The organism is Kribbella sp. NPDC049174 (assembly GCF_043197365.1).
GTDB lineage: Bacteria > Actinomycetota > Actinomycetes > Propionibacteriales > Kribbellaceae > Kribbella.
In genome coordinates, this window is the sequence record NZ_JBICSZ010000006.1 from 208,204 (window position 1) to 230,179 (window position 21,976).

The 21,976-nt window shown below is 68.1% G+C and carries 15 protein-coding genes; 9 read left to right on the top strand and 6 right to left on the bottom strand.

Translation table 11 applies throughout. The features are described 5' to 3' along the window. Positions 1-69: 69 nt before the first annotated feature. Together ACGFIF_RS28500 and ACGFIF_RS28505 are read right to left on the bottom strand one after the other, a co-directional pair. Positions 70-1,719, bottom strand: coding sequence for a hypothetical protein (locus ACGFIF_RS28500; RefSeq protein WP_393158649.1), 1,650 nt, complete (start codon positions 1,717-1,719; stop codon positions 70-72). Between the two features lie 181 nt (positions 1,720-1,900). Further along, the gene (locus ACGFIF_RS28505) at positions 1,901-2,146 is read right to left on the bottom strand and encodes a hypothetical protein (RefSeq protein ID WP_393158651.1); all 246 of its coding nucleotides are present in this window, start codon (positions 2,144-2,146) and stop codon (positions 1,901-1,903) included. Positions 2,147-2,300: 154 nt separating this feature from the next. Here ACGFIF_RS28505 and ACGFIF_RS28510 point away from each other — a divergent pair, with 154 nt between their 5' ends. Continuing rightward, the gene (locus ACGFIF_RS28510; RefSeq protein WP_393158653.1) at positions 2,301-4,094 is read left to right on the top strand and encodes a sigma-54-dependent Fis family transcriptional regulator; all 1,794 of its coding nucleotides are present in this window, start codon (positions 2,301-2,303) and stop codon (positions 4,092-4,094) included. Positions 4,095-4,102: 8 nt separating this feature from the next. On the opposite strand, the gene ACGFIF_RS28515 is transcribed toward ACGFIF_RS28510, so the two are convergent. Further along, positions 4,103-5,572 carry a S8 family serine peptidase gene (locus ACGFIF_RS28515; protein ID WP_393158654.1) on the bottom strand — a complete coding sequence of 490 codons (1,470 nt, stop codon included), beginning with the start codon at positions 5,570-5,572 and terminating at the stop codon, positions 4,103-4,105. A gap of 96 nt (positions 5,573-5,668) precedes the next feature. On the opposite strand from ACGFIF_RS28515, the gene ACGFIF_RS28520 reads away from it, so the two are divergent. The 6 genes from ACGFIF_RS28520 (at position 5,669) to ACGFIF_RS28545 (ending at position 16,825) form a co-directional block, all read left to right on the top strand. After that, positions 5,669-8,251: a CHAT domain-containing protein gene (locus ACGFIF_RS28520; RefSeq protein WP_393158655.1), complete on the top strand. Its 2,583-nt coding sequence runs from the start codon at positions 5,669-5,671 to the stop codon at positions 8,249-8,251. A 166-nt stretch (positions 8,252-8,417) separates the two neighbouring features. After that, positions 8,418-9,992, top strand: coding sequence for a hypothetical protein (locus tag ACGFIF_RS28525; RefSeq protein ID WP_393158656.1), 1,575 nt, complete (start codon positions 8,418-8,420; stop codon positions 9,990-9,992). Between the two features lie 293 nt (positions 9,993-10,285). Next, positions 10,286-12,238 carry a heparinase II/III family protein gene (locus ACGFIF_RS28530; RefSeq protein WP_393158657.1) on the top strand — a complete coding sequence of 651 codons (1,953 nt, stop codon included), beginning with the start codon at positions 10,286-10,288 and terminating at the stop codon, positions 12,236-12,238. Between the two features lie 177 nt (positions 12,239-12,415). After that, on the top strand, positions 12,416-14,818 hold the full coding sequence (locus tag ACGFIF_RS28535) for a X2-like carbohydrate binding domain-containing protein (protein ID WP_393158659.1): 2,403 nt from the start codon (positions 12,416-12,418) through the stop codon (positions 14,816-14,818). 167 nt (positions 14,819-14,985) lie between these two features. Further along, a complete protein-coding gene (locus ACGFIF_RS28540; protein WP_393158660.1) occupies positions 14,986-15,993 on the top strand; it encodes a tetratricopeptide repeat protein in 1,008 nt (335 codons plus the stop codon). Positions 15,994-16,081: 88 nt separating this feature from the next. After that, complete coding sequence (locus ACGFIF_RS28545) at positions 16,082-16,825, top strand: pentapeptide repeat-containing protein (protein WP_393158662.1); 744 nt, start codon at positions 16,082-16,084, stop codon at positions 16,823-16,825. Between the two features lie 50 nt (positions 16,826-16,875). Here ACGFIF_RS28545 and ACGFIF_RS28550 read toward each other — a convergent pair whose 3' ends face one another. Both ACGFIF_RS28550 and ACGFIF_RS28555 read right to left on the bottom strand, forming a co-directional pair. Beyond that, positions 16,876-17,679 (bottom strand): NPP1 family protein, encoded by an 804-nt coding sequence (locus tag ACGFIF_RS28550; RefSeq protein ID WP_393158663.1) that lies wholly within the window; start codon positions 17,677-17,679, stop codon positions 16,876-16,878. 193 nt (positions 17,680-17,872) lie between these two features. Beyond that, on the bottom strand, positions 17,873-18,856 hold the full coding sequence (locus ACGFIF_RS28555; protein ID WP_393158665.1) for a calcium-binding protein: 984 nt from the start codon (positions 18,854-18,856) through the stop codon (positions 17,873-17,875). Positions 18,857-19,119: 263 nt separating this feature from the next. Between ACGFIF_RS28555 and ACGFIF_RS28560 the strand changes: the two genes are divergently transcribed. Both ACGFIF_RS28560 and ACGFIF_RS28565 read left to right on the top strand, forming a co-directional pair. Then, positions 19,120-20,028, top strand: coding sequence for a serine/threonine-protein kinase (locus tag ACGFIF_RS28560; RefSeq protein WP_393158666.1), 909 nt, complete (start codon positions 19,120-19,122; stop codon positions 20,026-20,028). Positions 20,029-20,033: 5 nt separating this feature from the next. Next, positions 20,034-20,843: an aldo/keto reductase gene (locus ACGFIF_RS28565; RefSeq protein ID WP_393158667.1), complete on the top strand. Its 810-nt coding sequence runs from the start codon at positions 20,034-20,036 to the stop codon at positions 20,841-20,843. Here ACGFIF_RS28565 and ACGFIF_RS28570 read toward each other — a convergent pair. Beyond that, complete coding sequence (locus ACGFIF_RS28570; RefSeq protein WP_393158668.1) at positions 20,833-21,885, bottom strand: ABC transporter ATP-binding protein; 1,053 nt, start codon at positions 21,883-21,885, stop codon at positions 20,833-20,835. The genes ACGFIF_RS28565 and ACGFIF_RS28570 overlap by 11 nt on opposite strands. Positions 21,886-21,976: the final 91 nt, after the last annotated feature.

A 21,976-nucleotide genomic window follows, 5' to 3' on the forward strand; every position in this document is an offset into this window, starting at 1 on the left:
CACAGCCGTGCGGACAGGTGACGGAGCGGGAGGGCAAGGGGCGTGCCCTCCCGCGTGACGGGGTGCCGATCAGGCGTCGACCGGAGCTCGACCGGCAGGTCCGCCGCGGACGTAGCGGGCCGCGAAAGCCGTCCGCTCGTCGTCGGTCATCTCGTTCAGCAGCACGTTCGGGCTCTGCAGTGGCGGGCAGCGCCGCAGGTGGTCCAGGGTCCACATCTTGTCCGGGTTCAGGTCGAGATGCGGCTGCGCGACCAGCGTCTTGCCGTCGTCGCGGACGAATCCCATGTCGGACACCACATCGGCCCAGTTCCAGCCGTGGTACAGCGTCTCCCACTCGCGGTGGCCGATCAGCTGGCCCATGTTCGGGGTCTGCCGGCCCTGGTACGTCGGGCGGAACGCGGTTTCGTCGGTCCACTTGCACATCTCGTGGCAGTACGTCCGCCACTGGCCGTCGACCTTCGCCATCACCATGTCCTCGCGGACCAGGCACGGCACCATGCAGGTCCAGCAGCGGTGCGGGTACTCGTAGTCCACGTCCTCGAACACGATCGGGTTGTGGCCGTTGGCCGTGGAGAGCCGGTTGTAGTTCTCCCACCACTTGCCGTACTTGTCGTACCAGCCGGGGTACTTGTACTCGAACCACTCGAAGTCCTTGTCGGTCATCGGGTCGATCCGCCAGTAGTTGGCCAGCCAGCCGGTGGCGAAGAACTGCGCCACCTCGTGCACGTACCCCTTGTTCCAGATCTGGTTCCAGGCCTCCTCGATCAGGTCGTGCGGAATCTCCAGGCCGTACTTCTCCAGCGGCACCAGGTAGCTGCGGTAGTAGTCGTCGTAGATCCACCGGCGCCACATCTCGGCGTAGCTCTCCCGGTCCTTACGGCGGTCCTTCGTGCCGTACTCGATGAAGGTCCCGATGGCCGCGTCGACGACGCGGTGGTTGTTCCACCACGCGTACCGCAGGTCGCGGGCGAGCAACTGGTGGTTCCCCTCGTCGGCAAGCGCCATCAGGAGGGTCGCGTACCCGTTGCTGATGTGCCGCGACTCGTCGGACTGCACCGAGTGGAACACGGTCGGTAGCAGGTAGTCGCCGTTCGCGGCCGCCTCGGCGGGCATGGCGACGAACAGCGTGTTGGTGAAGGCCGTCTCGGCCACGATGGTGAGGTAGATGCTCGCCGCCGTGATCGCGTCACCGGTGATGAAGCCTTCGGCGAACTGCCGGCCGATCGTGCCGCAGTAGTCGTTCTGGAAGTTGCGCAGGCTGGAGTTGAAACCCGCTGGGTCGATGTAGTTGTTCATGTACAGGCGCTTGAGGTTCTGCTGGATCGTCGAGTGCCTGACCTCGTCGATCATCTGGATCGCCTGGCCGTTGTGCAACTCGGGGTTCGGCACCGTCCGGAACAGCAGCGGCATCGCCCGGGCGGCCGAGATCTCCGGCAGCGGGATGATGCTCAGGAACAACTTCTGCCACTCCAGCCAGCGCTCCTGCACCTGGCGGAACATGTTGCCCCGGATCGCTCCGTCCGAGGCGCCGTACACCCGGTGATCCTTCTCCTCCTGCATCGGGAAGTACGACCGCAGGACCTGCTTCAGCGGGTCCTTCTTCTGAGCCTTCTGGAACGAGTAGTCCGTCCCGTACTGGGAGACCGGCTCGTGGTACGCGGGCTCCCAGGACAGCTCCTGGATCTTCTGGTGGGCCTTCGCCACACTCTGGCGACTCATGGCACTCCTCACCCTCGCTGTGGCCGCTGGCCTGGCCCCACCCGCCGGTCGGCATGTCGCTGCCCTCCCCGGCGGCGAGGCCGCGTGGGCGTGGGCCCTCGACGCGAGCCCACGTCTTGCTTGCGTTTGCAGTACATCGCCACCGTGCTCGCCGGGAGGTCTCAAATTGAGACCCCTCACCTCAGGGGTCGCCGAACACGGCCGCGCGGAGCTGGGCGAGCTCTGTTTCGGCGTCCCGCAGCCCCGGGGCGTCGCCTGGGGTGGACGGCCGGATGCCGAGCGCGACGAGTAGCGCGGCGGCGGCCTCGCCGGGGTCGCCCGCCGTCCCGAGCACGGGATGCAGCCCCGCGTCGGCGAGGTGGTGGAAGACCGCGTTCACGATCGTCCACGGGTTGTACGTCTCGTCGGCCGGAATGTCGTCGTCCATCCCTACCTCCTCCGCTCTTCCCATCCCACGCCTCGCCGTGTGAACTGACTGTCTCAATCTGAGACAACCGGCGGCCCGCGAAGAACTAAGCTGGAGAAGGCGATTCCATCGGCGCGGGAGGCCTAGGCCGTCCAGCCGGTCGCCAGGAGGCCTCGTGGACGAAGCGGCACCCGGGTCAGGTGACAACGGCCGGCTTGCCAAAGCCCGGCTGAGTTTTCTGACGTACGACGCGTTCCCGGTCGGCGACGTACGCCGTCCGGTGCTGGCCTCATGGGTGCGTTCGCGGCGGTGGAACCTGCCGGCCGACCGGATCGACCTGCCGTACGTCGCGGACCCCGACCTCGACCTGCCGTTGGCTCGCAGTGCGACCCCGGTGCTGCGCCGGTTGCACGAGCACCTCGCCGGACAGCCGATCAGTGTCATTCTCACCGAGCGCAACGGGCTGGTGCTGCGCCGGCTGACCGCCGACGCCCAGCTGAGCAGACACCTGGACCGGGTCCACCTCGCGCCGGGCTTCAGCTACTCCGAGCAGTTCGCAGGCACCAACGGCATCGGTACGGCGCTCGAGCGCGGTGGACCGATGCATGTCTTCGGGCACGAGCACTACGCGGAGGATCTGGAGGACCTCGCGTGTGCCGGCGTACCGATCAAACACCCGATCAGCGGCAAGACCGTCGGGGCGATCGACCTCACCTGCTGGCGCAAGGACGCCGGTTCGCTGCTGATCACGCTGGCCAAGACCACCGCAGACCAGATCCGTGCGGCCCTGCTGAGGGACAGCTCGGCCCGGGAGCAGGAACTCCTCCAGGAGTACCTGCTGGCCGGACGCCGGTCCGGTGACATGGTGCTCGCGGTCAACGACGACCTGCTGCTCATGAACGCCAGCGCACAACAGACCCTCGACGGCAGCGATCAGGCGGCGGTCCTCGCCCACGCCGCCGACCTGCTGGGCCAGACCGGCACCGATGCGCTGGTGGTCGAGCTGCCGAGTGGGCGACGAGTGCGCATGACGTGCCGCCGGGTTCCCGAGGACGGACCGGGATCAGGTGCCGTCATCCAGCTCACCGAGCGGACCGCCGGCCAGGGTACGACGAGCGTCAGGGCGCACCGGCCGCCACCACGCCCGGAGCTGCCGGGCATCGTCGGCCGGAGCGCGCCCTGGCTCGCGACCAGCCGGGCCGTGGACAACGCCTATCGCGCCGGGCACTGGATCGTGCTCAGTGGCGAGTCCGGCGCGGGGAAGGTGGCGCTGGCCCGGGCGGCCCACCGGCAGAACAACCCGGCCGGATCGTTCCACCTGGTCGACGCCACCGACGCCTCGGATCACTTCGCGGACGACCTCGAGGCGGAGCTGAGCGACGTCACCGTGCAGGCGTTGGTGATCCGCCACGCCGAGCGGCTCGGCGCGGCCAGGCTCGACGAACTGGTCGGTGCCCTGCACAGCGGCCGCGAGCGCCGGCTGTCCGATCCGCCCTGGGTCGCGCTGACGCTGACGACCGGAGGTTCGAACGGCTCCGATCTGGGGGAGTTGCTGACCCTGTTCCCGATCACCGTCGATGTGCCGCCGCTGCGGCACCACATCGACGACGTTCGTGAGCTGGTCCCGTTCTTCCTGAGCCAGTTGAGCCACGGCGACCTGAGCTGTTCGGCCGAAGCGATGCACCAGCTGCTGCGATCGGCCTGGCCGGGCAACACCGCGGAACTGCATCAGGTCCTGAAGCAGGTCGTCCAGCACCGGCGCCGTACCGGCGTCATCGTGCTGGCCGACCTGCCGGCCGACCTGCAGGCGATCAGCCGCCGCTCCCTCAGCCAATTGGAGGCGCTGGAGCGCGACGCGATCATCCGCAGCCTCCTCGACAACAACGGCAACAGACGTGACGCGGCACGGTCGCTGGGAATGTCCCGGGCCACCATCTACCGCAAGATCCACGACTACGGCATCCGCTGACCCGAGGATCAGGACCTGCACCCGCACCCACAATCGCAGTGGGTACGGCATGGCTCGCGGGGAGTACCGCACACGTCGTGCGGCAACAGCACCGGGCCGACTCCCGGCACCGCCTGGCTCCGGGCGAGCCGCAACAACGCCTCCGTCGCAAGGGGCGCGTTCTCACCGGTCGCGGCCATCCGTGCCGCGATCATCCCGGCCACCAGCGGCGTCGAGAACGACGTACCACTCCACTTCGCCAGCCCGTCGAAGTGCAGTTGTCCATAGGGCGCGTCGATACAGGTGTAGTCACCTACAGCGAACGCGTTGACCAGGTCTTCGCCAGGTCCGTACACGTCGACCCAACCGCCGTAGTTGGAGAAGTACGCCCGGTCGTTGCCGTCCGCGGACAGAGCGCCGACCCCGAGCACCCACGAGTACGCCGCCGGGAACGTCGGCTCGAACGTCGTGTCGTTCCCGGCCGGCGCGACCACGACGACGTTCAGGTGGCGCAAGCGTCGGTCGTAGAAGGCGTTGAAGGTGTGCATCGGGCGGTGGAACCGGGTGAAGCCGTCGAACTCGCAGACGATGACGTCCGCACCCTCGTCCAGCAGGTCGCTCATCTTGCGGATGATCTCGTGCTCGTACGCCATCCCCGCGAACGGCCGGTTGTCGATGTACTCCGCCTTCTTGACGCGCACCTTCGCCTTCGGCGCCGTACAGCGCACGCAGCCGGCCACGAACGTCCCGTGGCAGGAGTACGGCTTGATGTGTCCGTTGGGCATGAAGGGGTCCTCGGGGTCGCCGTCGACACCCTCCATCCACGGCCACATCTTCGGTGCATCCAGGACCAGACCGGCGTCGACGACACCGACGAACACGCCCCGGCCGTCCCATCCGGGCGTCCCGCAACAGATCCCGTCACTCACCGGCGGTTCCGGGGTCACCGACTTGCTCGGCACCTCCGTCGGCTCTTTCGCCGGGCAGGGATGACCGTTGCCGTTCAACGGGAGCCCATGGTCCGGGGTCCCCTTCCCCACCCCGAGCACCTGGTCCAGCCGGGCCAGTACGTTCGGCGTCGACAGCTCATCGTCATCGTTGTACTGGCCGTCGTACGTGCCGCCGAACTCTTTACCGCCGTACTTCGCGCGCCCCGCCTGGACCGACTCGGCGGTCCTGCCGTAGCGCCAGACCAGACCGGTGACACCGTCGATCACGGGCAACCGATCGATGGCTACCTCTTCGGGAATGATCGCCGGCGCTTCCCGCAGCGCCTCGAGCACCAGGTCCATGTCCTCGGTGCGAACGAGAATGGTGTCCCGGCGGTAGAAGTACTCGACGTACCCGAGTTCCTCCCAGTTGTGCGGGTAGACGGCGGTGGTGCCGTGCCATCGCTCGTGCCCGTCACCCCGTTTCCGGCGCCGTCCCGAACGCTCCTGCTCCTCGGGGTCTTCCAGGATGAGGCGTAGTGCGTCTTTGAGGCGTTGATCGGCTGGCATGTGGTCCCTCCTCTGTCATGAAACTGTCGGAGAATGCACTGAGATGGCGTATTACGATCTGACCATGTCCGGATAGGGGAGGGGCGGGTTCGCGCCGTGGATGCCGACGAGTTGCATGCGCTGGCACTGTCGCGACCCGCTGACGCCCTGAAGATCGCCCACGAGGTTCTTGCTGATACACCGTCCGATGCCGACGCCGCGGCAGCCCATCATGCGGCGGGTGTCGTCCACCGCGACTTCGGTGACATCGATGAGGCGGTGACGGAGCTCAAGGCGGCGTACCGGCACATCCGCAAAGCGGGCGATCCCGACCGTGAGGCGGAGATCCTGGCGACCCTCGGCGTGGCCTTGGTCATGGCCGGGCACACCGAACGTGGCCTGGCCGCACTCGACTCGGTCGTCCCCGGCCGGACCGGTGTGCTCGCCGGCCGGATCCTGATCCGTCGCGCCTGGGTGCACGGCGCGCTGCTCGGCCGGTACGCCGAAGCGCTGGCCGACGCGGAACAGGCGGTCGCGTTCCTGAGCGACACCGGCGACCTGGTCTGGGAGGCCCGGGCGCTGACCCACCGGGCGATGGTGTTGCTCGCGATGGGTGCGATCGACCGTGCCGACGAGGACTACGCCCGCAGCGAGGAGTTGTTCGCGAAAAGCGGTCAGCAGGTCGAGTACGCCGATACCCGGCAGGCGCGTGGCGCCGCGGCGTTCGCCCGCGGTGATCTGCCGACCGCACTGCTGTACCTCGACGACGCACAACGGGTGGTCGAAGAGTTGGGCGTCCTCGAGCCGGACTTGTACGCCAACAAGTGTTTGGTGCAGCTGGCGGCCGGCCTGACGCGCGAGGCACTCACAGAGATCAACAGCGCGCTCGACCGGATCGAACAGCAGCATGGCTCGACGGCTCGACGTGCGGAGTTGTTGCTCTGTGCCGGAATGGCGGCGCATGCCGCCGGCGCTCTGGATCTGGCCGAGAGCCGCAGCCGCAGCGCGTTGCAGCTGTTCCGTCGCCAGCAACGTCCGTGGTGGGCGGCACGCGCGGAGCTTGCGCTGCTGCAGTCCCGCTCTGCGGCCGGCGGCCGGACGGCGGCGCTGGTGCGCGCCGGCCGGCGGGTCAGTGCCGAACTCGACGAGCTCGACCCGGAGCTCGCGGCCGAGGCACACCTGCTGACCGGCCGGCTCGCTCTCGCGCGCAACGATCGCGCCGAGGCCGTGCACCACCTGAGAATCGCGGCCGGAGCCCGGAACCGCGGCCTGCGATCTCGCGGCGCCGGCTGGCTCGCCCAGGCGATGCTCCACCAAGATGACGGCCGGTCGCGCGCGATGCTGGCCGCCTGCCGGCAGGGCCTGAGCCTGATCGAGGTCTATGTGCGCACCCTCGGCGCCACCGAACTGCGCGTCCTGGCCACTGCCCAGGGGGCAGAACTCGCCGCGATCGCACTCCGGTACGCCGTCCGGCACGGCAACGCCCGCCAAGTCCTGGAATGGAGCGAACGCTGGCGCGCCACCGTGCTCGCTATTCCACCGGTCCGGCCGCAGGAGGACGATGACCTGGTCGCCGATCTCGCGGCCCTGCGCAGCCTGACCCAGCGGATCGAGGCCGGCTACGATCACCGGCCCGAATCCGGGGCGACGCATCGCGAACGCCGCCGCCTCGAATCTTCCGTCCGCCGCCGGGTCCTGCTGACGCCCGGCACCACCGGCGACCGGCCTGACCAGTTCCGTACGGCCGACCTGCTCGATCACCTCGGAGACCGCAGCCTGGTCGAGCTCACCGAGGTCGACGACCAGCTGTACGCCATCGTGGCGGCGCGTGGCCGGGTCCACCTCGAGGCGATCGGTCCCGCCCAGCTGGCGACTCATCGCCTGTCCCACGCGTTGTTCGCACTGCGCCGCGAGGCGACCGGACGCGGCGAGCACCGGCTCGACCTCGACGCCATCGGAGCCCGGCTCGAGTCGGCCCTCCTGGGCGACGTCGTCAAGCAATTGGGGGACGGCCCCGTGGTCGTCGTACCGACGGGCCGGTTGCACGCGGTTCCGTGGAGCCTGCTGCCGTCACTGCGGCACCGGCCGATGTCGGTGGCACCGTCGGCGGCGGCATGGTTGCGCGCCCACAAGGCTCGACCGCCGTCCGCCGAGCGGGTGGTACTGATCGGCGGTCCCCAGTTGTCGACAGGACCAGAGGAGGTACGACGCCTCGCCGAGCTGTATCCGGATGCGGTGGTGCTCACCGCCGGCGATGCGACGGCAGAGGCAGTGCTGCAGGCGATGGACGGGGCGTCGCTGGTGCACGTCGCCGCGCACGGCACGTTCCGCGCGGACAGCCCGCTGTTCTCGGCACTCCGACTGGATGACGGGCCGCTCACGGTGTACGACCTCGAACGGCTGGGGCGCGCGCCGCACCGGGTGGTGCTGTCGAGTTGCAGCTCGGCGCTCGGCGGACCGAGTGGTGCGGACGAGCTGCTCGGCCTGGTCAGTGCGCTGGTCGCACTCGGGACGTCCGGGGTGGTAGCGAGTGTCGTGCCGGTGAACGACCCGGCGACCGTGCCGCTGATGCTCGGTCTGCACGGCAGGCTGCGGGCAGGGGACGAGCTCGCCGATGCACTCGCCCAGGCCCGGGCATCGGCCGGCGACGACCAACTGGCACGCACGGCCGGCCAGTCCTTCATCGCCCTCGGCGCCTGAGCGCTGCTCATAGCGGTCCCCTCGATGCCGGGCCTCTGTTCAGGACCCTTTACCGGTACGGACCGCATCAGGGGCTGCTAGATACATCCAATCCACTGGTTTCTTCGCGGCGGTCATGTATCTCGGCCGCGCTGTGCCGACTCCGCCCTTAACGGAGGGGGAGACTATGAGTACAGCGCCGACGTATCAGGGGTATCGACCGGACCGGCTTGACGTAGATGCCCTGCGCCATCCGACGGAGGGCTCGCGCTTCGCCCTCGCCTGCCTGGCCAGCACGGCAGTGATCGCCTGCGCTGTGTTCGTCTTCCTGTCGACCGGGCACGCCCTCGAGATCGCGCTGTTCATCCTCGTCCTCGTGCTGTTCGTCCTGTTCGTTCGCCTGGTGTGGATCGTGCTGCGCATCCAGTTGCTCGCCAACGCCGTCCAGGTGTCGGCCGCGACCCTTCCCGACGTCGACGACGTGGTCCGGGAGGTGCGCGAGAGGCTGGCGTACGACGGCCGACTGGACATCTTCGTGGTGAACAAGACCAGCCTCGCGCTGGGCGACGCGGCAGCGCCGATCACGATGATCAGCTTCTTCGGCGTGCACTTCATCCTGGTCGAGGGCGATGTCATCGGTGACCTGTCGGACGACGGTCAGCGCCGGCAGTTCGTCTTCCTGCTGGCGACCGTCGTCGGTGCGCTGAAGGCACGGCACACGACCTGGTCGCCGTTCCTGTCGATCCTGCAGGCCATGGTGCTGCCGAAGTTGGTCGGACCGTTCGTCGCGCCGTGGTATCGCGCGACGGTGTACACCGGCGACCGGATCGCCGCCGCCTGCTGTGGCGATCTCGACGTCAGCCTGCAGGCGTTCTACCGGGACCTGGTCGGCAAGGACATCTCGCCTCAGGTGCGGTCCGGCGGCTTCGTGGCCCAGTCCCTGCAGGCCCGCCGTCGTACGCTGCTGCGGATCTCGCAACTGCTCCACACCTCGCCGCACGCGACCAACAGGTACCTCGAACTGTTGTCCTTCGCCGCCTCCCGCGAGCGCGCGGGATTCGAGGCCTTCCGCGCCGAGATCGGACCGACCACCCGGGAGTTCGACCAAGTCCTGGCCCAGCTGGGCAGCCGGCGACCGGCGCAGGGTGCGCCGACGATGGGGATCGTGTTGTCGGTCCTGCTGCTCGTCTGCGGCAGTCTGGCCGGACTGGTCGTGCGGGACGTCGGCCTCGCACAGTTCGTCTACAGCGCCTTCAATCAGAGCGGTGGCAGCGAACCCGAACCTGTACTGCCTACCGATCCCGGGCCCACCGACACCCCGAGCCCGATCGAGCCGGCGCCGGACCCGGCGGACCTCTTCATCGCGAGGCTGCCGGCGGACCTGCGGGCGACCTGTGTGACCGGAACGGCGGACACCGACGACAAGGCCGTGCTGGTGGTCGACTGCACCCCGGCCGGCTTCTCGACACCCGACACGGTGAGGTACCTGGTCTACCCGAGCGGGGCCACGATGCGGGCGGCCTTCGAGGAGTACGTCGGCGACATGGCATCCGGTGCTTGCGCAACCGGCTCGGATCACCGCACCACCTGGACCTCCGGCAGCATCACCCGCGGACCGCTGGCCTGCTACACCGCTCGTTCGGGGCGAGCGACGGTGCTGTGGGGCACCGCCGATCTCGCTGTCCTCACCATCGCCCAGGACCAGGACCTCGAGATCGAGGATCTGTACGCCTGGTGGGCGCAGCACGCCGTGATCTCCTAGCCGGTCGCAACCTTTCGTGGTGCGGGCGCATCATGCGAGGTAGGGGGATTTGCGGTAGGGGGGTGGTGGTTCTGGTGACGGAGCTTCAGCAGTCGCACTCGACCTGACAGCAGGTCGAGATCTTCTTCGAACGGCGAGCGGACCGTCCCCGCGGGAGCCCGCGTGCTCGCCGACGGCACGACGCATCGGGCAGGCGCTGCCCGAGTACCTGCGTCTGCACAGTCGGCTCTGGGGTGAGCCGAGCCTCGATGGGCGTCGCCGCGGTCCGGCGACGGGTGGGGGAAGGACAAGTCATGCGATTCATGCGCACGGCCGGGGCGGCCGTGGGGATCGCCGCTCTGGTGCTGGGGGCGGGAGCGGCAACAGGAGGAACTCGAGCGCCGGCGGCGGACCCGCCGGGCATCCAGATCGTGCCCGGGCCGGAGGGGCCGGACGGGGCACAGTTCGTGCCCGGCGTCAGCAACGTCGTCCGCGCGACGGCGCCGCCGGCCACCGATATCGGGACGGACAGGATCCAGTCGCTGGCGGCGCCGTTCTATGCGTGTCCGGGTTTCAGCGGGATCGAGCGGACGAACCCGTTGGCGAATCTGTACCGCGACACGTTCACCTGGGGGCCGTACGCGCCGTACAGGGTCGGCAACGGTGGTGGAAACATCAACTGGCTGGCGAATCCGTACAAGAACGCGAGCTGGTACATGTGGTTCCACTCGCTGCGCTGGCTCGGCCAGGGCATCGTCGCGGCGGGCCAAGGCGACCTGACCGCGCTGACGCGGGTGAACACGATCGCCTGGGACTGGTACCGCGACAACCCGTACTCGTGGAAGGCCAACGTCGGTGCCTGGGAGTCCACAATGCACCGGACGAACGTGCTGATCTGTCTGCGGCAGGCCATCCTGTCCGGGCTGAAGGTGACCACGGTGCCGACGCGCTACGCGTGGGTCAACACCGCGCTCCTGAGCCATGCACGATTCCTGACGTACAACTGGAGCGGCGCCTGGAACCACGGCACCGACGAGAGCATCGCGCTGTTCGGGGTCGGCTGCACCTTGAACCGGACCGACTACAAGAACCTCGCCCAGCAACGGTTCGCCCAAGGCATCACCACCTCCATCGACGCGCAGGGCTCGACGAACGAACAGTCGACCGGGTACGCCGCGTTCAACTACTCGCTCTGGGGCCGCGCGATCGCGGTGATGCAGAACTGCGGTGTCTCGCCCGGTACGACGATCGCGACCCGGCGGGCGTTGCTGGCCAAGTGGCTGGCCTTGGCGACGAACTCGCTCGGCAAGCTGCACCAACTCGGTGACACCGAGCTCCAGGCGACGTACCCCTGGGTGGGAACGCCGCTGGAGTACGCCGGTTCGCTCGGGACGAAGGGTACGGCGCCGCCGTGGCGCGTCGGGGTCTACTCGGCCGGCTACGTCTTCGGCCGCACCGGCTGGGGGACCGATCCGACCAGGAAGTTCGCGGGCGAGTCGACGTACAGCATCAGGTACGGCGTGGCGCGGGCGTTCCACGGGCACTTCGACCACACCAGCATCACCTACACGTCCCGTGGCCGGGACATCGTCATCGACGGCGGGTACGCCGCGTACTCGGCCGGTGTGTGGCGCACCTGGACGATGAGCCCGGCCGCGCACAGCGTGATGACGACGCCGCTGGCGAAGGCCGCGAACCCGGCGACGAGACTGACCGCGTACTCGGTGAAGACGAACGCGGAGTCGTACACGTTCGCCGATGTGCCGGGGACGGGGATCAGCCGGGTCCGCTCGGTCCTGGTGCTGAAGGACCCCGACCTGCTCGTCACCTGGGACCGTGCGTCGGCGACGACCGCGCAGGCGTTCCAGACGCTGTGGCATCTGCCGCCGGATCAGCGGGCGAGCGTCGTCTCCCGAACCACCGCGGTGGCGATGGCGTCGGGTGACTCGACCAAGACGATCCTGTTCCAGATCCCGTTCAAGCAGGCGCTACCCGCGGGTGCGACGCTGCTCAAGCAGGCCCAGACGAACCCGATCCAGGGCTGGTACTACCCGAGCAGTTACGTCCGCAGGTCCGCGCCGACCCTGATGCTGGCCCGGTCCGGCAGGACGGCGTCGATCCTGTCGTTCGTCGTCCCGGTCCGCGCCAGCGGCTCGGTCACCTACCGGGTCCGGCAGTCCGGTACGACGTTCATCGTCAGCCTCAACGTCGGCGGCCGGGCCGCCACGGTCGCCATCTCCGGCGGCGGCTCCCTCTACCGCGGGTAGATCAGTTCGTCCACAGAATCTTGACAGAGTTAAGTAAAGGAGCAAATATCCTATCCGATCCGGGTTCTCGGATTCCTGACGAGGACCCGGACGGCCGGGACCTCGGCTGGCAGATCGTCAGAGAGGTCACCGCTCATGACCAGATCCCTACGGAGCAGGGCAAGACGAGGCGTAGTCGTGGGTCTCGCCGTCGCCGGGCTACTGTCGGCCGGCTTGGCTGCCACGTCGTCCGCCGTACCGGCGCCGCGCGGGACGACCATCACGGCGAGCGCCACTGGCGGACCGGCGGGGGAGAAGGCGCTGAAGCCCTACATGGGCTGGAGCAGTTACAGCATGCAGGTGTACGCACCGCCCGGAAACCAGTGGATCACGGCGGCTCAGCTCAAGGCCCAGTCGGATGCGATGCACGAGAAGCTCCAGCCGTACGGGTACGAGTACATCAACATCGACGCCGGCTGGAACGGCGACATCGACGGGTACGGCCGGCCGGTGCCGAGTACGACGCTGTACCCCGACGGTCTGCAGGACGTGATCGACCACATCCACGCCAACGGCCAGAAGGTCGGCCTCTACGGCATCCCGGGCATCGGTCAGTCGCTGATCGACGCCAACCTTCCCGTGTACGGCGCACCGGAGTGCCGGACCGGGGACCTGCCGGTGCAGCCACTGCAGAAGGCGGACTACTGGGGTCTCGGCTTCAAGATCGATTTCTCGAAGCCGTGCGCGCAGAAGTACATCGACTCGATCGCCGATCTCTACGCGTCGTGGGGCGTGAACTTCCTGAAGTTCGACAGCGTGACGCCGGGTTCGGGGATCAGCGACCTGTCGCTCGACGCGCGCAATGACGTCAAGGCGTGGTCGCAGGCCTTGGCCCGCCATGGCATCTGGCTGGAGCTGTCGTGGGCGCTCGACATCAACTACGCCGACTACTGGAAGCAGTACGCCAACGGCTGGCGGATCGACTGGGATGTCGAGTGCTACTGCCCGGGTCAGGCGTTGACGACCTGGCAGAACATCGCGCGCTTGTTCCCGAAGCTGGCCGACTGGTGGCGTCATGCCGGACCGGGTGGCTGGAACGACCTCGACTCCCTGAATGTCGGCAACGGCCAGATGGACGGCCTCACTCGCGACGAACGTCGTACGGCGGCGACGCTGTGGGCGGTCTCGGCCGCGCCGATGTACATCGGGAACGACATGACGAGGCTCGACTCGTACGGCCTCGAGTTGCTGACCAACCGCGAGGTGATCGCGGTCAACCAGGCCGGACGTCCCGCACAGCCGGTATCGACGAAGACCAACCGGCAGGTGTGGTTCTCGCTCAATCCCGACAGCACCTATACCGTTGCCCTCTTCAACCTCGGGCAGACCGATGCCGACATGACGGTGAACTGGTCGGACCTCGGACTGGACGGCGCCGCGAACGTGCGCGATCTGTGGGCGCGCAAGGACCTCGGCCAGTTCGCCTCCGGCTTCACGGCGAAGGATGTGCCGATCCACGGTGTCCGGCTGCTCAAGGTCACGCCGCAGAAGAACTCGGGAATCCGGGTCAACGACGACGATCTGCGGGTGTCGTACGACGGCGCCTGGGAGCGCAACGGCAATCGCGAGGTGCCGGCGGTCTCGGAGCCGTTGACCGTCACCGTGACCGACTCCGCCTCGGCGAAGGCCGGCGTGACGAATGCAGGCGAACGGACGATCGAGGTCAACAACGACGACTCGCAGATCGTCTACACGGGTTCGTGGAGCCGGAGCACGGGTCGAGGGCTCGGTGACTACCTGGACGACGTGCAGTACACCGAGACCAACGGCGACGCGTTCTCCTACAGCTTCGTCGGCACGGGTGTGGATTACGTGACCGAGAAGCACAACTCGCAGGGTGATGTCGACATCTACGTCGACGGTCAGTTCAAGCAGACCGTGAGTACCTACCAGGAAGACGGCCGCGGCGCACAGCAGGTCGTCTACAGCATCTCGGACCTGCCGAACGGAACCCACACCATTCGCGGCGTGAAGAAGTCCGGACAGTTCATGCTGCTGGACAAGCTGAACGTCCGCCAGGAGAGCCTGCTGAATCCGGACACGGCGACCTTCGACAAGGGGGCGCCGGCCGACGTCAGCGTCCAGATCGGCCGCGACCCCGGCGAGGTGGTCGCCGTCTCCAAGGCCGGTACCGACCTCGTCAAGGGCACCGACTACACCGTCGACGGCGGCGTGGTGACGATCAAGAAGGAATACCTCGCGGCTCAGCCGACCGGCACCACGAAGCTGGACTTCAGATTCCGTGGTGACTACCGCGACGACGTGCACGCCACCACAGTGAACGGCGCAGCGATCAACTTCACCTTCCAGGGCAACGGCGTCGAGTGGAGCACAGCCCTCGCTCCGGATCAGGGCGAAGCCGACGTCTACCTCGACGGCAAGCTCGTCCGCCGGGTCAACCTCCACAACGATGCCCGTGTCACCGCACGACAGGTCTTCACCGCGGCCAATCTGAAGGACGGCCAGCACACCGTGCGGATCGTCAAGGTCTCCGGCGATGTCCTGCGCAACGACACCATCCGCTACACCATCGCCAAATAGCCTTGACTCACCATCCGTCGCACGTACTTGCCAACAGCAAGTACGTGCGACGGATGCCCCGCAAACAAACGTTGGCATCTGGCAATTCCGTTTTTTTCGGGCGACGTTCTGTATTGTGTGAAGAATGGTGCGCAATTGTGTCGCGCCAGCTGGGGTAGGGGGTCGCAGTGACGACATCGGGCGAGGCGGAGCGTGCGCTCCAGCTGGCGATCGACTCCGGGCCTGCCGACCAGGCCCCTCAGGCAGCATTCAACCTCGGTGTCCTGTGTGAGGATCGTGACGATTTCGCCGGGGCCGAGCGGGCTTATCAACTGGCGATCGATTCCGGGCATGCCGACCAGGCCCCGAAGGCGGCGGTCAACCTCGGGGTCCTCCGCGAGGGGCGGGGCGACTTCGCCGGGGCGGAACGGGCCCTCCAGGTGGCGATCGACTCCGGTCATGTCGACCTGGCGCCGATGGCGGCGGTCAACCTCGGGGTGCTCCGTGACGATCAGGCCGGGGCGGAGCGGGCCTATCAGGTGGCGATCGATTCCGGGCACGCCGACCAGGCCCCGCGGGCGGCAGTCAACCTCGGGGTACTTCGTGAGGATCAGGGCGACTCCGTTGGCGCAGAGCGCGCCTACCAGTTGGCGATCGACTCCGGTCACGCCGACATGGCGCCGATGGCCGCGGTCAACCTCGCGGTGCTCCGCGAGGGGCGGGACGACTTCGGTGGCGCAGAGCTGGCCTACCAGCTGGCGATCGACTCCGGGCACGCCGACCTGGCCCCCAAGGCGGCGGTCAACCTCGGGGTGCTTCGTGAGGGGACGGGCGACCTCGACGGGGCGGAGCAGGCCTACCTTGTGGTGATCGACTCCGGTCACGCCGACCAGGCTCCGCAGGCGGCGGTCAACCTCGGCGTGCTCTGTCACGGCAGGGAGGACTTCGCCGGGGCGGAGTGGGCCTTCCAGTTGGTGATCGACTCCGGGCACGCCGATCTGGCACCGAAGGCGGCGTTCAACCTCGGTTTGCTCCGTGAGGATCAGGGCGATGTCGCCGGGGCCGAGCGGGCCTATCAACTCGCCATCGACTCTGGGCATCCGTTGGCTGCTTCAGGCGCTCGAGAGCTGATGACGCAGCTACGCGGAGGCGACTCGCGCGGGACAACTGGTGCGGCGTGCGGTCGCACGGTCTAGCCTCGGCAGGGATATGTCTGTGACTCACCAGCCTGTCCGTGGCTCGGAGCTGCGCGCTGATTGTGCGCGGTGCGCTGGGCTGTGCTGCGTGGCGTTGGCCTTGACCGCGTCCGCCGACTTCGCCATCGACAAGCCGGCCGGTGAACCGTGCCCGAATCTGAAGGACGACTTCCGGTGCGGCATCCACTCGCGGCTGCGGGACGGTGGCTTCCCCGGCTGCACGGTGTACGACTGCTTCGGCGCCGGCCAGAAGGTCACGCAGGTGACCTACGGAGGCCGTGACTGGCGGCAGGCGGTGGACTCGGGCGCGCAGATGTTCGAGGTGTTCTCGGTGGTGCGGCTGCTGCACGAGCTGCTCTGGTACCTGACCGAGGCGCTGGAGCTGGCACCTCCCCTGCACGGCGAGCTCAGGCGGGCGATCGTCGATACCGAGCGCCTGACCCTCGGCAGCCCGAAGTCGCTCGCGGACCTCGACGTACTCGCCCATCGCGCACGGATCAACGACCTGCTGCTACGGACCAGCGAGCTCGTCCGTGCCGGCGTCTCGGACACACCGATCAACCATCGCGGTGCGGATCTCATGGGCGCGAAGCTCCGCGGCGCCGACCTTCGTGGCGCGGACCTGCGCAGCGCCTACCTGATCGCCGCCGACCTGCGTCAGGCCGATCTCACCGCCGCCGATCTCATCGGTGCCGACCTTCGCGACACCGACGTACGCGGCGCTGACCTCGCGCGGAGCATCTTCCTGACCCAGATGCAGCTCAACGCGACCCGCGGCGACGCCAGTACGACGCTTCCGCACCGGCTGACCCGCCCACCGCACTGGTCCTAGCCGCGACGTGGCTCGGTCTGAGCTGCCAGACCGAGCCACGTGCGATGGGATCAGGCCCAGGGATCGAACGGGATTCCGGCGGGCTTGGAGTTGTTGAGCAGGGACCGGAAGCGATCGCTGGTGTCGGTGATCTTGATCGTGGCGGAGCCGAAGTCGGCGTTCATCAACTGGTCACGCAGGGCGGTGCTGGGCCAGCCGTTCCAGCCGACCAGCGGCGGGTATCGCCAGTTGTGATAGTGGTTCTCCGGCGGCTCGTCGTTGCTGTTGGCGAGCCGGAAGAAGTGAGTACTCGCGCCGTCCTTGTGGTAGACGATCTTGGGATGCGATCCGTCGAATCGCACCTGCGATCGCGAGTACGTCACCTGGCTCGCGTGCTGGGTGGTGGTCACGTACTCGACCTGGTTGGTCGCCTGGTTGATCCAGGAGATGACGTGTTCGAAGTCGTGCCGGTGCCCGCCGAGGCTGCTGCCGGGCACGGCCTGGTCCTTCTCGAAGTAGCTGGCGTACACGACCGCACACCACCCGTTGTTGCATTTCGAGCGGGCATAGGTCTGGGAGTTGTCGAGGTCGGACTGGTCCCGGCAGTTGCCGTTCACAGCGCCGGTCGGGTTGAGGCCGGGATTGAGTGTGCCGTTCGCGCCGATCGCGGGTGTCGCGTAGCACCCGTCGGTGTCGTAGTCGTAGGCCGGCGAGAACGACTGCTCGTACCCGTCGGCGTTCTGCGGGAGATGCGGCGGCGGGGCGGCGTACGCGGCCGCGGCCGAGGTGACCATCAGTACGGCGGTGCCGAGGACGACGCCGAGCAGGCGGTTCGTACGACGTCGGCGTGGCGGAGGAGGGGCGGAGTCGGCCATGCGTCGCTCCTTCAGGAACGTCAGGTCCGGCCGGCGTACGGCGGGACCTCGGGGCGGAAACAACGAGTCGAGGATGACAGGTCACTCCCACCACTGCACATACGCCACGTGCCTACACATTGACGTTCCGTGAACAGACAACCCCTGAAAGAGGACCCGGCGTCCGCGGTCGGGCGGACGCCGGGTCGTGTGGTCAGAGGATGTTGAGCGAGATGGTGCCAGGCGCGAGCCTGCCGGTGGACACCCGGTCGCGGCCGGTCAGCGTGTCAATGGTCAACTGGTCCGCTGGTTCCGCGTCCTTCAACCGGACCTCGGCCCGCAGGCCCGAGACCCGCACGTCCCCGTCGGAACCGGACACCCGGATGTTGTCCCGGCCGGCCGTGCCGGTGACGGTCACCGCGTCGACCGCCGAGTCGCCGCCGCTCGAGTTGAGCTGTGCGCCCAGGTCGATGTCGACCTTCCGGACATCGGTACGGCGCAGATCGCCGACGGTGACCGTGTCGGCGCCACCGAGCGCGTTCAGCGTGACCCGCTCGACGTCGTCGGTGTCCATCACGATGTTGCCCAGGTCCCGGGTGAACCGCAGTCGCTGACCGTTGGCGGAGGCAACGAACCTCTCCGCGGCGGCCGCACCGTTGAACAGCATGGTGTCCTGACCGCGACCGCCCTTGATCACGTCGCTGCCGTCGCCCGGATCCCAGATGAACGTGTCGTTGCCGTTGCCGAGCAGCGCCGTGTCGGTGCCACGGTTCCCGTCGACGACGTCGTTGCCGTTGCCGGTGCGGAACAGTTCGTTGCCGCTGCCACCGAAGGCGGTGTCGCTGCCGTTGCCGGTGTCGATGATCGTGAACGGCTGCACCTCGGCACCGTAGTCGATCCGGACGGTGTCGTTGCCGCCCCGGCTGTCGACGTGGATCTGGGTGAAGTCGCTCCGGTTCACCGTGCGCGTCGTCGAACCAGGACCGAAGTCGACCTCGAGAACCGACGTGTTGGCGGCCGGCACGCGCAGGGTGATGTCGTCCGCGTTGTTCGTGCCGGTGACGATCAGCTGGCCGGTGTCGATCACGACGCGGCGGTCCGGCGCCGCGGAGGCCGTGCCGGTCAGACTCAGGGCGATGCCGGTGGCTACGGCCGCGACAGTTGCCGCGCCAAGACCTCGCCGGATACGTCTCGTCACACTACTCATGATGTTGCCCCTCCCATGTTGGTCACGGCTGTCTCGGATCGATCCGCCGCGCTGTCGGTTGCTATGGGGCCTACACGGGCGCCATCGGCGGGCGGTTCAACCGAATTTCAGGGAATTTCGCGACGCCGCGGGAATAGTTGCCTAAGGCACCTAGAGGTCCTGGTCGCAAATTTTCCGGATCGTCGAACCGGATCGGCCCGGGGTCCGTGTAGAGAGCACGGAAGGCGTCTGAGAACCAGCAGAGGCAGGCGATCATGAGAACAGGCGCGGTGAAGTCACCACCGACGGTCGTCGGCTCAGAGCGCCTGGTGACCGGCCGCTACCGCTTGAGGGCGTTGCTCGGCCGCGGCGGCATGGGCTGTGTCTGGCTCGCCGAGGACGAGCTGCTGCGGCGGCGCGTCGCGCTCAAACAGGTGGTGCTCCCTGGCTGCGCGTCCGAGCACGTCCGCGCCACGGCGCTGGCCGAGGCACGTGCGGCGGCGCGACTGGATCATCGCAACGTGGTCAAGGTGCTGGACGTTGTCGAGGACTCCGGCGACCACTGGATCGTGATGGAGCCGCTGTATGGCCGCACTCTGGCGGACACGCTGGTCTCGAACGGACCGCTCCCGACGACGGAGGTACGGCGGATCGCGCTGCACCTGGTCGACGCGCTGCGGGCCATCCACCGGGCGGGTCTGGTGCACTCTGACGTCAAGCCGTCGAACGTCCAGCTGTGCGACGACGGGCGGGTGGTTCTGATGGACTTCGGCATCGCGGCGGCCGTCGACGGCCACCAGACCCCGTCGAGCGAGTCAATGGCCGGCAGCCCGGCGTACATGTCACCGGAGCGTGCCCGTGGCGACGTGGTCGGTCCGGCGTCCGATCTCTTCTCGCTGGGCGCCACGCTGTTCGCGGCCGTCGAGGGACGGTCACCCTTCGGCGCCGGAGACCTGTTCAGCACCATGGCCGCCGTGGTCGAGGCCCGTCCACGCCCGTTCGTGAACGCCGGCCCCTTGCGCCCGATCATCGAAGCCATGCTCGCCAAAGCCCCGTCCGATCGGCCGACCGTCGACCAGACCGCCGCCGCTCTCCACCCTGGAGCACGACACTCCGCGGCGCGGCGAGCCACCCCTGTCGTAGCCTCTCTCCGACGTTTCGCGATGATGGTGCGTTATCGCTAGGAGGCATGGTGCAGGAACTCGTCGGCCGCGTCGGACTCGGAGTGGCAAGCTTCTCGTTCGCGCCCAGGGACCGATCCGCTGATCTCGCCACGATCCGGGCCGGGATCGCTGCCGGGACGGCGATCCTCGACACCGCGCGTGCGTACGCCCACGTCGACGCTCCGTTGTACGGGGAGGAGCTGGCCGCGGAGGCCGCCCGGGGTACGAGCGCGATGGTCGGAACCAAAGGAGGTCACTCCCGGACCGGCGCGGCCACCTGGGATGCGGACATCAGCGCGCCCCGGATCCGGGGCGACGTCGAGACGAGCCTTCGCGTGTTCGGCCGCGAGTGCCTCGATCTCTACTACTTGCACAGAGTCGATCTCGCCGAACAGCCGGTCGAGGAGGGCGTTTCTGCGCTCGCGTCGCTGCGTGACGAGGGGAAGCTGGCCCGGATCGGCCTGTCGAACGTCACCGTGGCTGAGCTCGAGAGGGCGTCCGTGGTCGCTCGCATCGACGCCGTACAGAACAAGCACAGCGCGATGGGACGCGAGTCGGCCGGGGTGCTCGCCTGGTGCACCGCCAACCAGGTGCCGTTCTTCGCCTACTCACCTCTGCGATCCTCGGTTGCGGCGCCCCAGCTGACGACGCTGGCGGACGAACGCGGCGTCTCACTGCAACGCCTGCAACTTCGCGCCCTGCTGGCGTCATCACCCGTCTTGTCGGTGATCTCAGGTGCGACCCGACCGGAAACAGTCCTCGACTCGCTCGCCGCAGAATCCGAGCCCTGGGACGAGGCCCTCGAAGCCGCCTACGCAGCGGACCTCAACGTTTGACCGACGCCGCTTCGGACTGCCCGGGATCCGGTTGGGCGACGTGGCAGGCCGCCTTGTGGCCGTCGCCGAGGACGCGGAGGGTCGGCGTGATGTGGTGACACTCGTCGACGACTAGAGGGCAGCGCCACCGGAACCGGCATCCAGGGGTGGGGTCGATGACCTTCGGCGGTTCACCGGTGTCGCCTTCGGCGCCGACGGTGAGTGGCGCGCGGGGATCGGGCACCGCTCCGAGCAGAAGGTCGGTGTACGGGTGCTTGGGGTTGGCCAGAACCGCCTCGGTCGGGCCGGACTCGACGATGTGACCGGCGTACATGATGACGAGGCGGTCGGCGACGTAGCGGGCGCTCGCGATGTCGTGGGTGATGTAGAGGAACGACACTCCGGCCGAGCTGCGCAGTTCCGCCATCAGGTTGAGCAGACCGATCCGGATCGACACGTCGAGCATCGAGACCGGCTCGTCGGCCAGGATCAGCTTCGGATTGTGCGCCAAGGCCTGGGCGAAGCCGATGCGTTGGCGTTGACCGCCGCTGAGTTCGTAGGGGTAGCGGTGCATGATGTCGGCGGCGGGGGACAGTCCGACCGCTTCGACGACTCGCTCGGCTTCGTCGTACCGCTGTGACCGGGTCAGCTCGCGACGGTGCAGCTTGAGGCTGCGCAGGATGCCGTGGGAGACGCGGAAGGCGGGATTGAGTGAGCTGAACGGATCCTGGAACACCATCGGTACGTCGCCGCGGTAGGCCAGCTCGTCGCGTCGCGATCGCCTGCTCGACAGCGAGGTGCCCTGGTAGAAGATCTCGCCGCTCGTCGGTTGGTAGACGCCGGCGAGCAGGCGGGCGATGGTGCTCTTGCCGCTGCCGCTCTCTCCGGCCAGCGCGACGATCTCCTGCCGGCCGATGGTCAGGTCGACGTCGTCGACCGCGTGCAGCATTTTGCGGGAGATGCCACGGCCGACCCGGAAGTGCCGGGTCAGCTTCCGCGTCTCGAGGAGCGGCTCGGTTCCGGGGTCGGTCGAGATGAGCGGCTCGACGTCGAGATCGGTCATGGGGCCTCCCGGCCTGGACTGAGGAGCGCAGGGAGCGCGGTCATGGGGCCTCCCGGCCTGGAGTGAGGAGTGCAGGGAGCGAAGCGACTGG

What these genes read in the sequence shown, in the direction of transcription:
- ACGFIF_RS28570 (WP_393158668.1), bottom strand. Translation starts at nt 21,885, where the DNA reads ATGACCGATCTCGACGTCGAGCCGCTCATCTCGACCGACCCCGGAACC.
- ACGFIF_RS28505 (WP_393158651.1), bottom strand. Translation starts at nt 2,146, where the DNA reads ATGGACGACGACATTCCGGCCGACGAGACGTACAACCCGTGGACGATC.
- ACGFIF_RS28565 (WP_393158667.1), top strand. Translation starts at nt 20,034, where the DNA reads ATGGTGCAGGAACTCGTCGGCCGCGTCGGACTCGGAGTGGCAAGCTTC.
- ACGFIF_RS28530 (WP_393158657.1), top strand. Translation starts at nt 10,286, where the DNA reads ATGCGATTCATGCGCACGGCCGGGGCGGCCGTGGGGATCGCCGCTCTG.
- ACGFIF_RS28550 (WP_393158663.1), bottom strand. Translation starts at nt 17,679, where the DNA reads ATGGCCGACTCCGCCCCTCCTCCGCCACGCCGACGTCGTACGAACCGC.
- ACGFIF_RS28500 (WP_393158649.1), bottom strand. Translation starts at nt 1,719, where the DNA reads ATGAGTCGCCAGAGTGTGGCGAAGGCCCACCAGAAGATCCAGGAGCTG.
- ACGFIF_RS28560 (WP_393158666.1), top strand. Translation starts at nt 19,120, where the DNA reads ATGAGAACAGGCGCGGTGAAGTCACCACCGACGGTCGTCGGCTCAGAG.
- ACGFIF_RS28515 (WP_393158654.1), bottom strand. Translation starts at nt 5,572, where the DNA reads ATGCCAGCCGATCAACGCCTCAAAGACGCACTACGCCTCATCCTGGAA.
- ACGFIF_RS28525 (WP_393158656.1), top strand. Translation starts at nt 8,418, where the DNA reads ATGAGTACAGCGCCGACGTATCAGGGGTATCGACCGGACCGGCTTGAC.